At 72.1% G+C, this 13,461-nt stretch carries 11 protein-coding genes; 3 read left to right on the plus strand and 8 right to left on the minus strand.

Going from position 1 to position 13,461, the window contains the following annotated elements; genetic code table 11:
• Nucleotides 1-25: 25 nt before the first annotated feature.
• The 8 genes from WIS52_RS00600 to WIS52_RS00635 all read right to left on the minus strand — a co-directional run bounded on the left by WIS52_RS00600 (nt 26) and on the right by WIS52_RS00635 (nt 10,109).
• Entirely contained in the window at nt 26-562 is a 537-nt protein-coding gene (locus tag WIS52_RS00600) for a 2,4'-dihydroxyacetophenone dioxygenase family protein (protein WP_349296045.1), read from the minus strand.
• 249 nt (nt 563-811) lie between these two features.
• Nucleotides 812-2,032, minus strand: a complete 1,221-nt coding sequence (locus tag WIS52_RS00605) for a CaiB/BaiF CoA transferase family protein (RefSeq protein WP_349296046.1) — start codon at nt 2,030-2,032, stop codon at nt 812-814.
• Nucleotides 2,029-3,639 carry an amidohydrolase gene (locus WIS52_RS00610; RefSeq protein WP_349296047.1) on the minus strand — a complete coding sequence of 537 codons (1,611 nt, stop codon included), beginning with the start codon at nt 3,637-3,639 and terminating at the stop codon, nt 2,029-2,031. Before WIS52_RS00610 ends, WIS52_RS00605 begins: the two co-directional genes overlap by 4 nt.
• Nucleotides 3,640-3,691: 52 nt before the next feature.
• Nucleotides 3,692-4,492 carry an ABC transporter ATP-binding protein gene (locus WIS52_RS00615; protein WP_349296048.1) on the minus strand — a complete coding sequence of 267 codons (801 nt, stop codon included), beginning with the start codon at nt 4,490-4,492 and terminating at the stop codon, nt 3,692-3,694.
• On the minus strand, nt 4,489-6,216 hold the full coding sequence (locus WIS52_RS00620) for a dipeptide/oligopeptide/nickel ABC transporter permease/ATP-binding protein (RefSeq protein ID WP_349296049.1): 1,728 nt from the start codon (nt 6,214-6,216) through the stop codon (nt 4,489-4,491). The genes WIS52_RS00615 and WIS52_RS00620 overlap by 4 nt, the downstream gene beginning before the upstream one ends.
• A complete protein-coding gene (locus WIS52_RS00625; RefSeq protein WP_349296050.1) occupies nt 6,213-7,175 on the minus strand; it encodes an ABC transporter permease in 963 nt (320 codons plus the stop codon). Before WIS52_RS00625 ends, WIS52_RS00620 begins: the two co-directional genes overlap by 4 nt.
• Nucleotides 7,176-7,179: 4 nt before the next feature.
• Nucleotides 7,180-8,736 carry an ABC transporter substrate-binding protein gene (locus WIS52_RS00630; protein WP_349296051.1) on the minus strand — a complete coding sequence of 519 codons (1,557 nt, stop codon included), beginning with the start codon at nt 8,734-8,736 and terminating at the stop codon, nt 7,180-7,182.
• Between the two features lie 119 nt (nt 8,737-8,855).
• The gene (locus WIS52_RS00635) at nt 8,856-10,109 is read right to left on the minus strand and encodes a PucR family transcriptional regulator (RefSeq protein ID WP_349296052.1); all 1,254 of its coding nucleotides are present in this window, start codon (nt 10,107-10,109) and stop codon (nt 8,856-8,858) included.
• A gap of 146 nt (nt 10,110-10,255) precedes the next feature.
• Between WIS52_RS00635 and WIS52_RS00640 the strand changes: the two genes are divergently transcribed.
• The 3 genes from WIS52_RS00640 to WIS52_RS00650 all read left to right on the plus strand — a co-directional run bounded on the left by WIS52_RS00640 (nt 10,256) and on the right by WIS52_RS00650 (nt 13,407).
• Nucleotides 10,256-11,230 carry a dipeptidase gene (locus tag WIS52_RS00640; RefSeq protein WP_349296053.1) on the plus strand — a complete coding sequence of 325 codons (975 nt, stop codon included), beginning with the start codon at nt 10,256-10,258 and terminating at the stop codon, nt 11,228-11,230.
• A gap of 154 nt (nt 11,231-11,384) precedes the next feature.
• Nucleotides 11,385-12,623: an N-methyl-L-tryptophan oxidase gene (gene solA, locus WIS52_RS00645; protein ID WP_349296054.1), complete on the plus strand. Its 1,239-nt coding sequence runs from the start codon at nt 11,385-11,387 to the stop codon at nt 12,621-12,623.
• Nucleotides 12,610-13,407: a hypothetical protein gene (locus tag WIS52_RS00650; protein ID WP_349296055.1), complete on the plus strand. Its 798-nt coding sequence runs from the start codon at nt 12,610-12,612 to the stop codon at nt 13,405-13,407. Before solA ends, WIS52_RS00650 begins: the two co-directional genes overlap by 14 nt.
• The last annotated feature ends 54 nt before the right edge of the window (nt 13,408-13,461 follow it).

Raw genomic sequence — 13,461 nt, forward strand, 5'->3', positions numbered from 1 at the left:
TGGACGGAGCGCGCCCCGGGGAGCGCTAGCGGATCAGGTCGTCGACCAGGGCGAGGTCGAGACCGACCGCCTCGTAGTGCGCGCGGGTCTTCTCGATCTTGCTGAAGACGTCCTCGATGCCACGGGTCACGAAGTCGGCGTCCACGTACATGTAGGCGCCGGTGGTGATGAACAGGGTGATCATCTCGTTGCAGTCGGCCGGCACCTCGAGGGTGTGGATGTCGCCGGGCGGCTCGAACGCGAAGCTGCCCTCCTCAGCCCACCAGTCGTACTCGAGGTAGTGCCAGCGGCCGCGCAGGGTGAAGGCCTGCACCGCGCCCGCGTGCCGGTGCCGGGAGACGATCCCCTGCCGGCGCACCCGCAGGAGGTTGACGAACTTGCCCTCGCCCGGCTGGAACATCAGCGGGCGGAACTCGACGCCGGGGGAGTGCTCGCCCTGCGGGACCCACAGCCGTTCGTCGCAGTCCAGGTCGAGCGCCCCCGGCGTGATCATGTCGTCGACCATCCCGTACAGCCTCGGCCCGCTGTAGGGCTCGACCTTCTCGTCGGCCGGTGTCGTCACGGTGGCTCCTCTCGGTGTGCGCGTGTCGGGATGCGGGATGCTTAAACGGTTAACTTAACCGTTTAATGGGACGGTAGCAGCAGCACCGCGATGCCGACAAGGTCGTGAGCGACAGTGCGGACCGGAGCTGGTGCCGAGGGCGGGTGCGGGCCGGGAACGCTGCCGCTTCCCGTCGGTGGATCAGTCCCGGCCCGGGGCCGCTCGACGAGCGGTGTCCTCACCAGGGGCGGTGTCGGCGAACCGGATGTCTCAGACGACCTGTTCGGCGTCGGCCGCCGTGGCCACTATGCGGTCGATCATCGCCGGGGGGAGGCCGAGGTCCTCGAGGACCGATCGGGTGTCCGCACCGGCCCGAGGGGCGTGCCGGCGCAGACGTGGAGGCGACGCGGAGAACCGCGGCGCCGGTGTGACGTACCGGTACGGGCCCTCCGACGGGTGGTCGGCGTCCACCACGAGCCCGCGCTCCCGGACGTAGGGGTCGTCGGCCACGTCGTCGATCCGCAGCACCCGCTCGGCGGCGATCCCGTGTCTCGCGCAGTGCTCGATCCAGTGACCGGTCGGCTCGGTCACCAGGATCGACGACACCTCGCTCATGAGTGCGGCGAGGTTCGCGGCCCGGGCGGCGGGGGTGGCGAACCGGGGGTCGTCCAGGAGCGTCCTCCGTCCCGTCGTGCTCAGGAACCGCTCCCAGTCCCGGTGGGTGTAGGGCAGGATGCTGATCCACCCGTCCGCGGTCCGGTGCGGCCCGCGGCCTGCGGTGAGCACCCGTGACCAGCCGACCTCGCCCGCGGGAGGACGGAACGTCCCGCCGTCGAGGTGCTCGACGAGGTTGAAACCGATCATGGTGTCGACCATGGGCACGTCGACCCACTGTCCCCGGCCCGTGCGCTCGCGGTGCAGCAGTGCGGCCAGCAGCGAGTAGGCGATCGTGAGACCGCAGACCTTGTCCGCCAGGATCGTCGGCACGAGCTGCGGGTCGCCGCCGGCCAGCCGGAAGAGGTCCGCGGTGCCCGAGGCGGCCTGCACCGTGTCGTCGTAGCCGGGACGTTCGGCGCGGCTGCTGTCCGAACCGAACGCCTGGGCGGTGCAGACGACGAGCCGGGGGTGGGCGGCCCGGAGCGAGGCGGGATCCAGCCCCATCCGCGTCCGCGACGCCGGCCGCAGGTTCATCACGACCGAGTCCGCGTCCCGCAGCAGGGCGTCCAGTGCGGTCCGGCCGTCGGTCCCGGCCAGATCGAGCACCACGCTGCGCTTGTCCTTGTGCAGGCCCAGTGCGAGCCCGCTCATCCCGTCCGAACGCGCCGTACCCCGGTGGCGGCCGACGTCGCCGCCGGGCGGCTCCACCTTCACCACGTCCGCGCCGAGGTCGGCGAGGATCGAGGTCGCCAGTGGGCCCATCACGACGCTGGACAGATCGACGACGCGCACTCCGTCCAGGGGCCCGCCGGACTCGTCGTCCGCACCGGTCACCGCCGGTACACCCGCCGCCCGGCCAGCCAGGTCTCGTCGACCCGCACCCGGGAGATCTCCTCGGAGGGCACGGTCAGGACGTCCCGGTCGAGGACGACGAAGCTCGCCTCGCGGCCGGGAGCGATCGTGCCGAGCCGCGAGGGTCCCGCGAGACCGGTGAGCCGTGTCAGCCCGGCGGCCCGCGAGGTGTAGAGCAGCAGTGCCTGCGCCACGGTGACGGCTGCGTCCTGACCGATGTCCTCGCCGTTGTGGGCGCGCCGGCGCACGGCGGCCTCGACCGAGACGAACACGTCGTCGGCCTCGCTCCACGCGGTGGCCGGGCAGTCCGACGACAGCGCGAGCGCGTCGACCGCGCCGTACAGGGTCCGGACCGGATAGGCGTCCGGCAGCTGCTCGGGACGCAGGTTGCGTGCGTAGGCCGCGTACTCGGCGAAGAGGAACACGGTGTGCGTGGCGATGCCGAAGCTCATCCGGGTCGTGCGGAGCCGGTCCACCAGCTCCGGGCTCATCAGGGTGGCGTGCTCGATGCGCACCGACGGCTGGTCGGTCAGCCACGGCTCGTCGTCGCCGAGCAGGTCGACGACGTGCGCGATGGCCCGATCGCCCATCGCGTGCACGGCGAGCTGGACCTCGTTGCGCCTCGCCCAGTCGCGCGCCGCACACAGGTCGTCGTCGGTGACGGCGCGCAACCCGTGGTCGTCCGACTCGGGGTACGGGTGGCAGACCCACGCCGTGCGTCCGGAGTAGGTGCCGTCCATGAGGACCTTCACGCCGCCGACGCGTACCGGGCCGGTGCGCTCGTCCTCGGTCAGATCGGGCAGGGGAGCGGCCGGGTCCCAGCCGAGGAACAGGGCGCTACGGGGGAACGGCCGGCGCCCGGCGGCGCTGCGGTAGGTGGCCAGCGGATCCGGCAGGGCCGTGGCCATCAGGTCGCACACCCCGACGATGCCCCGGGCCAGCAGGCGCTCACCCACCGCACCGAGCAGGTCCGCGAACTCGGCCGCGGTGCGTTCCGGGACGTGCCGGGCGACCGCGTGCGCGGCGTCGCGCTCGGTGAGGATCCCGTCCGGGCGGCCCGTCTCGTCGCGACCGAACCGGGATCCCGGCGGGTCGGGCGTCGCCGCCGTGATGCCGGCGATCTCCAGCGCGCGGGTGTTGCAGACCGCCGAGTGCCGGTCCGCGCGCCACACCAGCACCGGCTGGGTGGTCGACACGCGGTCGAGGTCGCGCGCCGTGGGATGGCGGTGTTCCGGGTAGACGGCCTCGTCGTAACCGGTGCCGACGATCCAGACGTCCGGCCCGGCGCCGAGCGCGGGGTGGCACCGGAGCGTCGCGACGAGCTCGTCGACCGACCGCACCCGCGGGGGCAGGCACTCCACGGCGTCGGCGAGGGATGCCATGACCGCCGGATGGAGGTGCATGTCGAGCAGTCCGGGAAGGACGGTGCGCCCCTCGAGGTCGATCGCGCTCCGCCGCTCCGCCGGGTCGAGCTCGTGCACGTCACCGGTCCACTCGACGAGCCCGTCGTTCACCCGGAATGCGGTCACGACACGCGACTCGTCCTCCCCGGTGAACACCTTTCCGGCGACGAAGGCCTGTCTGCTCATCGTTCTGGTCTCCTTCGGGGCTGCGCCGGCGACGGCAGGGTGTCGGTCGGTGTCAGGCGCGGATTCGGAATCCGGGCCCGCCGGGAACGGAGTCGAGGAGCCGGCGGGTGTAGTCGTCGCGGGGCGCGGTGTAGACCTGCCGGACCCCACCGAACTCGCGGAGCTCCCCGGCACACAGGACGGCGACCTCGTCGCTGACGTGCCGGACGACGGCGAGGTCGTGCGAGATGAACAGCATGGTCAGCTCCAGCTCGACGCGGAGCTGGGCCAGGAGCTCGAGCACCTCGACCTGGACCGACACGTCGAGCGCGGAGGTCACCTCGTCGGCCACGACGACCCGGGGCCGTACGCACAGCGCGCGTGCGATGGCGATGCGCTGACGCTGCCCCCCGGAGAACTCGTGGGGGTACTTGTCGGCGGACCCGGCGGGCAGTTCCACCCTCGCCAGCCACTCCTCGATGTCGGTCCGGTGGGCTCGCACGTCCGCGCGCCGGGGATCCATCGCCTCGGCCAGCGCCTGGCCCGCCGTACGCCGGGGGCTCAGCGACGAGTAGGGATCCTGCGGGACGAGCTGGAGCAACCCCGGGTCGCGACGCCGCCGGCTGGTTCCGGGAGTGAACTCCTCGTCACCGATCCGGACCCGGCCCGAGCCGATCGGCACCAGCCCGGCGAGCACCCGGGCCAGGGTGGACTTCCCGGAGCCGGACTCCCCGACCAGGCCGACGGAGCAACCGGGCGCGATGGTGAAGGACACCCCGCGCAGTGCCTCCGTGCGGTGCGCGCCCGACCCGAGGACCACCCCGAGCCCGTCGATCTCCACGGCAGGACGCCGGACCGCGGCGGCGGTGCTCATGGGTGCGTCTCCTCGGTCGGTTCGAGGTACCGGGTCGCCGCGAGCAGCGACCGGGTGTAGGGATGTGTGACCTCGCGGCGGGCCAGCTGGTCGCGGGTGAGCTCCTCGACCACCTGCCCGCCCCGCATGACGAGGGTCCGGTCGCACAGCGCCTCGACGACGGCGAGGTCGTGCGAGATGAACAGCATGCCGGCGCCGAGGGTGTCCTTCGCCGCCACGAACCGGCGCAGCACCTCGGCCTGCACCGTCACGTCGAGGGCGGTGGTGGGCTCGTCGGCGATGATCAGCTTGGCCTCGGTCAGCAGCGCCGCCGCGATCATCGCCCGCTGGAGCATGCCTCCGGACAGCTCGTGCGGATGCTGTCGCCCGCGCGTGTCCGGTGAGCTGATCCGCAGCTCGCGGAACGATTCGGCCAGCGCCTCCCGGGCCCGGCGCCGGTGCACACCGAGATGCACCCGCGGGACCTCGGTCAGCTGGCTCTCCAGCGTGAGCGCGGGGTTGAACGTCGAGATCGGGTCCTGGTAGACGAGCGCCACGTCGCGGGCCAGGTCGCCCGGGGAGACCGGGCCGAGGAGGTCGTGTCCGGCCGCGGTGACCCGTCCCGCCGTCGCCGCCACCCCGTCCGGGACCAGGCCGGCAGCGGACATCGCGGTGAGGGACTTGCCCGACCCGGACTCGCCGACCAGCCCGACGATCTCGCCGGGACCGACGTCGAACGAGACGCCGGCGACCAGCTCACGGCCGGCGGCGGTCGTCACCCGCAGGTCGCGGACCGACAGCGCGCTGTCCGCCGGATCGCGGTCGGGCTCGTGTGTCGCGGCGGACCGCGCCGGACGCAGTACACCGGTCCGGCGGCCGCGGACCAGGGACCGCAGCCGTGGATCGCTGCGCGCCGCCAGACCGTCGCCGATGAACATCGCCGCGGCACCGGCCAGCACCAGCATCACGCTCGGTCCGACGATCTGCGCGGGCTGGACGTAGACGTGCGGCAGCCCGTCGGCCAGCAGCCGGCCGAAGTCGTACTCCGGGTTCTGCACTCCGAGCCCGATGAACGACAGACCGGACAGCTCGGTCAGGGTGACGGCGAAGCTGTTCGCACTCAGCACCAGCAGGGGCCCGCCCAGGTTCGGGAGGACGTGCCGGCCCAGGACGATCGGCCGCGGGACCCCGAGCAGCCGGGCGGTGGACACGTAGTCCCGCACCATGATCGGCGCGGCCATGTTGGCGGTCAGGCGCACGAACGACGGGATGCCGGCGATCCCGACGGCGACGGTCGCCGACATCGCCCCCGGCCCGAGGACGGCCGCCACCACCAGCGCGAGCACCAGCCCCGGGAACGCGACCGCGACCGCGTTCGCCGTCAGCACGAGGTCGCGGATCCGCTGCGGCATCAACCAGACCAGCAGCCCGAGGACGACACCGGCGACGACCGAGATGGCGGTGGCCGCGACGGTCAGCAGCAACGTCGTCCGGGTGGCGACCAGCGCCCGCGCGAACAGGTCACGGCCGAGCTCGTCGGTTCCGAGCGGGTGGTCGGCCGTGGGTCCCAGGAGCCGGCGGTCGCTCAGTGTCCTGGCCTCGTCCCCCAGCAGGGCCGGCGCGAGGACGGCGACGAGGACCAGTAGCGCCAGGAGGATCAGGCCGGTGATCAGCATGGGACCGGCCCGGCGGACCCGGCCGGTCCGCTCCGGGGCGGCGGACGAGGGAGTGAGAACGGTGCTCATACCAGCGCCCTCCCGGCACGAAGGGTCCGCGGGTCCACCGCGGCGAGCACGATGTCGATCACGATGTTCAGGGTGACCGCGGCGACGCCGATCACCAGGATGATCCCCCTGGTCAGCGCGTAGTCCCGCTCGATGATCGACTCGACGACGGCCCGGCCGAGTCCCGGCCAGGCGAAGACGGTCTCGACGACGATCGCGCCGCCGATCATGCCGGCCAGGATGAGGCCGGACAGGGTCAGCGTCGAGGCCAGCAGGTTCGGCACGGCGTGCCGGGCGTACTCCCGGACGCGGCCGAGCCGCCGGCCGCGGGCGGTCCGCATGAAATCCTGTTCGAGCACGACGGCGGCCTCCCGGCGGACCAGGCGCGACATGGAGGCGATGGGCCCCGACGCGATGGCCAGGGTCGGCAGGATGTAGGCGGCCGCGGACGAGGCTCCACCGGCCGGCAGCACACGCCAGGTCACCGCGAAAAGGACGATGAGGATCGCCCCCACGACGTAGACCGGCAACGCCAGCACGATCGCGGTGACCCAGCCGAACGCGGAGTCCAGCCACGGGTTGCGGTTGCCGCGGGTCAGCCCGGCGACCGCCAGCCCCAGCGCGAGCGAGACCACCAGGGTGACGGCGATGCCCACCAGCGCGATCGACAGTGTGAAGGGGAGCCGGGTGGCGATGACGTCGGTGACCGGCTGCCCGGTGCGGTAGGACTCGCCCAGATCCCCGCGGAGCAGCCCCGAGACGTGGTCGAGGAACTGGGTGCCCAGCGGCAGGTCCAGGCCGAGCTGGGTGCGGACGGCGTCGACCTGTTCGGACGACGCGTCGACACCGGCGATCACCCGCGCCGGGTCACCGGGGATCAGGTGGACGATCGCGAACGTGAGCACGACCAGCGCCGCCACGGCGAGCACGAACTCCCTCGCCTTGCGGGCCAGGAACACCGGCCACGGTCGGGCACGCATCGGCTCAGTCCGCGATTCGCAGCGTGGTCAGGTCCTCGCGGCCGCCGGGCGTCGCGAGCGAGAACCCCTCGCGGCTGACGTAGGAGTGCGTCGACGTCGAGATCGGGACGAAGTCCACGGCCTCCAGCGCGATCCGCTGCGCACGGTCCCACTCGGCGCAGCGCTCCTCGTCGGTGTCGGCGGCGAGGGCCGCCTCCAACGCCTCGGTGGCCTCCGGGTTGCGCAGCAGGCTGGTGTTCCGGCCGCCCTCGCTGTACGGCTGACCGATCACGGTGCCGAGTCCCCAGGCGATGGTGCCCATGTTGTTCACCGTCGCGAACAGGGTGACGTCCCAGCTCTCGGGCTGGTCGTAGATCTCGCTGATCCAGGTCCCGACGTCGACATTGCGCAGCTCGACCTGCGCCCCGGCCGCGAGGAGCCGCTCCTGCAGGTAGACGACGGCGGCTCCGTTCGTGCCGATCGCATTGGCCCCGAGGACGTTCACCCGCACGCCGTCCAGCACCGGGGTGGCGGCGTCGGGGTCGGGGGTCTGCAGCAGAGAGGTGTCGGTGCTGGCGCACTGCATGTTCTCGTCACCGAGGGTCGCGATCGCTGTGCCTTCCGGACCGACGATCTGACGCAGCGCCTCCCGGTCGATCATCTGTGCCAGGGCGCGCCGGGCGTCGACGTCGGCGAACGGGCTGCCGTTGCGCCCGTTGAACATGACGTAGTACTCGCCGGTGGTCGCCGTCGTCAGCGTGAACGAGTCGTCGCCGTCGAACCGGGCGATCTCGTCGCCGCCCACCGGGGCGACGTCGAGCTCCCCGGTGAGCAGCTGGTTCGCCACGGCGTCGCCGGCGCCGACGACGAAGGAGAGCCGCTCGGCGGGCCGCCCGGCGAGCGGCTCGGAGTAGTCGACCCACCCGTCGTAGTCGTCGCGTAGCGCGAACTCGTGACGGACCCCGGGGCTCGACGACGTCAGGACGTAGGGGCCGCTGAACGCGCCCTCGACGGAGCCGGCTCCCAGACCCGCCGGGTCGGCGGTACCGGCCGGACAGACGATGCCGGCCTGTGGCGTGGCCAGACCCGCCAGCAGGTCGGAGTGGGGTTCGCTCAGCGCGACCGTGACGCTGCCCGCGGCCTCGTCGGCGGTCACGGTCGCGTCGCCACGGCCGAAGATCCCGATCCGGTGCACCGAGCCGGTCTCCGGATCTGCGAGACGGGCCAGCGAGTCCGCGACGACCTCCGGGGTGATAGCGGTGCCGTCGGCGCAGGTGCGCCCGTCGGCGACGCCGAGGGTGACCCGGTCCGCCGCCTGTTCCCAGGAGGACGCCAGGCCGCCGACGAGCTCGCCTCCGCTGTCGCGGCGGACGACCGTGTCGTAGGTCAGGCGCACCGCGCGGAAGTCGTCGGTCGCCGTGGCCAGCGCCGGGTCGAAGGTCGTCGGATCGGTGATCCAGGCCCCGCGGATCGTGTCCGTTCCCCCTGCCGTCTCCCCGCCGGTGGTGCACCCGGTGAGCACGAGCAGACCCGCGCAGAGCGCGGCCGAGACCGTGCGCCCGCCCCGCAACCGCTTCGGCATGATGTGGTCCTCTCGTCGGTCGTCCGCGACCGGGTCGGTGGAGGAGAGCGCGCCTCGCTCCGGTGTGGGGCCATCAAACGGCAACGGTGAGGTGATTCACCGCTCACCTGTCGAAACGTTCAGCGGGGCCTTTCAACACTTGTCGGAACGCCTCCGACGTGGTCTCCGTCGGCCGTCACCGCCCCGATCCGATCGCGGATCCGGAACCACAGATGCAGCAGGAACCGGTCGCCCCCGTCGTCGAGCACGAGCCCGGTGCCCTTCTCGAAGTTCCGCAACCGGTAGTAGACGGTCGTGCGGTGCAGGTGCAGCCGCTCGGCGGTTCGCGCGACGCCGCCGGCCTCGTCGAGGAAGCATCGGACTGTCCGCAGGTTCTCCGCCGACTGGGCGTCGACGGTTCCGGTCAGCAGTTCGGGCACGGCCGTGGCATCGACCCCCGGCACCAGTACGGCGTCCAGCAGCGCCTCCGTGGGGTGGTCGCCCCAGCGCACGACGGTCCGCCCGGTCGACCGTGCGATCCGGCTCCCCGCGACGGCGTGGTCGTAGGAGCGCGACGCCGAGTCCAGCCCGACCGCCGACCCCACACCGACCCGGACCCGGCCGGTCATCGACGGGTCCAGCCGGCCCACCTCGTCGATCACCCGCTCCGCGATGCGATCGACCTGGGCGCGGGCGGTGGCGTCCCGGCTGCCGACGAGCAGGAAACCCTGATCCCCGTGCACCGCCGAGGCGGCCGATCGTGCCCGGTCGGCGGGGACGGCCAGGCGCATCGCCCGGAGCAGCAGCGCCGGCCACTCGTCGGCCACGGGGGTCGCCGTGTCGGTGTCCACGACCAGCGCCGTGACCGCGGCACAGCCCACGAACAGGCCCAGATCGAGAAGGTCACGCTCGGCCGTGCTGCGATCCCGCTGCTCCGCGCTGAGCAGGGTGAACAACAGCGTCCCGATCTCCCGCGCCGATTCCGACTCCTCGTGCTGCGACCGGATCAGCACGCGCTCCATCGCCTGCGCCGTGGCCTGGCAGCGCTGCATCTCCTCGGGTGTCAGATCGTGCTCGTCGGGCATCATCACCCACATCACCCCGAGCAGCCCACGGCGGGAGCGGAGCGGGAACGCCATCCGGTCGTGCTCGTGCCCCTCGAAACCCAGTGCGTGCCGACGCCGGGGTTCCCGCCAGCTCAGGAAGCCCGCCGCGAAGGTGGCATCCCGCACGGGGCCCTCGATGCGCCGGTTCGCCAGCGACAGGAGCCGCAGCGGGTCGGCGTCGCCGAAGTGGGTGCTGTAACCCAGCAGGCAGAGGTCCGTGTCGTCGACCGCGACGCTGCGCTGGATGCTCTGCGCGAGTTCCTCCGCGAGATCGGAGATGGCGTCCATGACGTGACTCTAGGTGGTGGTCGCGGGCTATCGTCGGCGCCGGACGACGATCACCTCGAGATCGCCCACCGGCATCCCACGGCTCACGCCGCAGGGGCGATGCCGTTCACCGCTGCCGATCAGTCCCGAGCGACAGGAGCCGATCCGTGCCCGAGCAGTGTCTGACGATCGACGGATGCAATCCCAGCAACTGGGACTCACCGGACGTCTTCGAGAACATGATCCGTGGTGGTGTGTCGGCGGCGAACGCCACGATCGCCATCTGGGAGGAGTTCGAGGAGACCGTCGACGAGACCGCCCGGTGGCACCGGCGTTTCCGCGAGCGGGCGGACGAGGTCCTGCACGTGCGTGGCGCGGACGACGTCGTGCGGGCGCACCGGGAGAAGAAGGCGGGAATCGTCCTGGGGTGGCAGAACATCTCGCCGATGGGCAACGATCTCGACCGGCTCGAGGCGTTCCACGTCCTCGGCATCCGGATCGTGCAGCTGGCCTACAACATCAGGAACCTGGTCGCGAACGGCTGCTTGGAGCCGAACGACGACGGCTTGAGCCTGTTCGGGGTCCGGACGGTCCAGAAGCTCAACGAGCTGGGCATCCTGGTGGACCTCTCGCACGTGGGCGACCGGAGCAGCCTGCACGCGATCGAGGTGTCGGAACAGCCGGTGGCCTTCACACACACGAATCTGCGCGAGTTCTTCGACAGCCCACGGAACAAGCCGGCCGAGCTGGTGCGCGCTCTCGTCGCGAAGGGCGGAGTGGTCGGGGCGAACGCGTTCCCGCAGTTCCTGCCCAGCGGTTTCGACGCCGACATCACCGAGTACGTGGACGGTCTGGAGCGACTCGTCGAGGTGGCGGGGATCGACCACGTCGGCATCGCATCGGACTTCTGTGAAGGACGGGACCAGGGCTTCTGGCCGTACCTGGGGCGTCTGCACGGGACCCTGCCGCACTTCGACATCCGGGTCCCCGATCCCAATCCGGTCATCGCCGGGCTGACCGGCAGCACCGACATGCCGAACGTGGCCGCGGTACTGCGGGAGCGTGGCTACACCGAGACCGACGTCGCCAAGGTCATGGGGGAGAACTGGCTGCGGCTGTACCGCGCCGTCTGGCGCGACTGACCGAGTCCGGTGGTCACCGGTCCGGGTTTCGTCATCTGTCGGAGGACGCCCGGTCAATCTTCGATTCCTGGAGGTCGAGTTCCGCCGGTCCACCGCCGGAGCATGTGCGGGGGCCGTCGACCGGACCGGGCCCGCACCGACACCTGGAGGGGTCATGTCGCGGGGCTACTCGCACATCGTCATCGGAGCCGGGACCGTCGGCTCCGCGGTGGCGTACTGGCTGGCGCGACGGGGAGCCGAACGCGTGGTGGTGCTGGAGCGATTCGAGCTGCTCCATCCCTACGGGGCCTTCGGTGACCACTCCCGGATCATCCGCAGGGTGTACCCGTCGGCCGACTACGTGCGCCTGACCGATGCCATGTTCGAGGCCTGGGAGCAGCTCGAGCACGACAGCGGACTTCCGTTGGTGGCCAGGACCGGTGGATTGGATCTCGCCGAGAGGGGAACGCGCGGCGACGACTATCTCGACCGGGCGCGGCGTGCTCTCGACGAGACCGGGGTCCCGCACGAGTCGCTGTCGGCCGAGGACATCCGCACCCGGTTCCCGCAGTGGAGGGTCTCCGACGACACGGTCGGCATCTTCCAGGCCGACGCCGGGGTCCTCGACATCCGCCGCACGGTGAGCGCACACCTCTCGCTCGCCCGGGCCGCCGGTGTCGAGTTCCGGAGCGGTGCCCGTGCGGACCGCATCGACGTCGGCGAGTCCGGGGTCGCCGTCCGTGTCGTCACGGCCGACGGTGACGTCGAGACCGTCCACGGTGCCGCGCTGGTGGTCGCCGCGGGCTCGTGGCTGGGCGAGCTCATGCCCGACCTCGGTCTGGACTTCACCCTGACCCTGTCCCAGGAACAGGTCAGCTACTTCAGCAGTACCGACCTGGCCGCGTTCACCCCGGACCGGCACCCCGTGTGGATCCACCACGGCGCGCAGGACACCTTCTACGGCTTCCCGGTCTACGGCGAGGCGGCGACGAAGGTCGCGCGGGACATGCGTGGCCGGTTCATCGACAGCGGCGACCGGGTCTTCACCGGCGACGACGCCGAGGGCGAGGTGCTCGCCGGGTTCCTCCGCGAACACCTGCCGGCCAGCGCGGGGCCGGTGCTCGCGCACCGCACCTGCGTCTACGACATGACGCCCGACCGTGGCTTCCTGCTCGACACGCTGCCGGGCCATCCGCACGTCGCCGTGTTCAGCGGTGCCGGGCACGCCGGCAAGTTCGCGGGCCTGGTGGGGCAGATCCTGGCCGACCTCCAGACCGGCGGGTCCACCCCGCACCCGATCGACGCCTTCTCCCTCCGACGGCCGGCGACCTCCGACCCCGACCATCCGATCACCTTCGCACTCGACACCGATCCGGCGTCCGGTGTCGGGGAGGAGGCTCGTGCACACCGCTGACATCCTGCGGGCGAGGGACTTCCCGGTCCGGCGCGACGGTGCGGAGGCGGGTCTCGGCGACGTGTTCCCCGGCTTCACCGCCGCGGACCGGCTCGGGATCGTCGCGGCCGGCCCGGGGGACACGCTGCTCGCCGCGCCGTTGCTGCTCGCCGCGGTCGGCGCCTTCTACGACGACCTGCACGCCGCCGGGACGGACTTCTACCGCTACCCCGACTTCTTCGTACTGCACGTCGGCCGCCGGCACGGCTACCACAACCGGCTCGACATCTGGCCGCAGAGCAAGGAGGTCGTGGTCGCCGAGGATCCGCAGGAGATCCTCGCGGCGATCAACGACCGGGGGATCACCCGGCTGATCCTGCCCGACGTGGCGCCGGCCGGGGGAGTCGTGATGCGGCATGCCGCGGAGCTGGCCGGGGAGCGCCTGCGCAGCATCGTGGTGGCGACCGCCGAACCGGCCCCCGGCGCCTGGACGGTGGAGCCCTCCGTCGCGGCGGTCCCGCTGATCGCCGGCTGCGCCGAGATCTCCGCCGATCGGCTCGGCGCCGACCGGGCCCGGAGCCTGGCCGCGGCGGCCGGGTCCGGACGCCACTACCGGCCGGTCGACACCGACACCGCACTCTCGGTGCTCTGCGGGCTCGGGGCGACCGACGAGTTCTTCGGGTTCGACGCCGAGTACCGGGCCGCGACCGGTATCGGTGAGCCGGTCCTCGCACGAGACCGGTACCTCCTCGTGCCCCCGGTCGATGGGCGGGACACGGCGACGGGTCGAGCCGCCCGGCCCTGACCCGGCGACGACGCCGTTCCCCACCGGTGCGACCGGGCGTGGGCGGGCCGCGCC

The organism is Pseudonocardia nematodicida (genome assembly GCF_040105385.1).
Lineage (GTDB): Bacteria > Actinomycetota > Actinomycetes > Mycobacteriales > Pseudonocardiaceae > Pseudonocardia > Pseudonocardia nematodicida.

Bases quoted from the DNA above. Each gene is read 5' to 3' on its own strand.
- WIS52_RS00610 (WP_349296047.1), bottom strand. From the start codon at position 3,639: ATGAGCAGACAGGCCTTCGTCGCCGGAAAGGTGTTCACCGGGGAGGAC.
- WIS52_RS00615 (WP_349296048.1), bottom strand. From the start codon at position 4,492: ATGAGCACCGCCGCCGCGGTCCGGCGTCCTGCCGTGGAGATCGACGGG.
- WIS52_RS00620 (WP_349296049.1), bottom strand. From the start codon at position 6,216: ATGAGCACCGTTCTCACTCCCTCGTCCGCCGCCCCGGAGCGGACCGGC.
- WIS52_RS00625 (WP_349296050.1), bottom strand. From the start codon at position 7,175: ATGCGTGCCCGACCGTGGCCGGTGTTCCTGGCCCGCAAGGCGAGGGAG.
- WIS52_RS00630 (WP_349296051.1), bottom strand. From the start codon at position 8,736: ATGCCGAAGCGGTTGCGGGGCGGGCGCACGGTCTCGGCCGCGCTCTGC.
- WIS52_RS00635 (WP_349296052.1), bottom strand. From the start codon at position 10,109: ATGGACGCCATCTCCGATCTCGCGGAGGAACTCGCGCAGAGCATCCAG.
- solA (WP_349296054.1), top strand. From the start codon at position 11,385: ATGTCGCGGGGCTACTCGCACATCGTCATCGGAGCCGGGACCGTCGGC.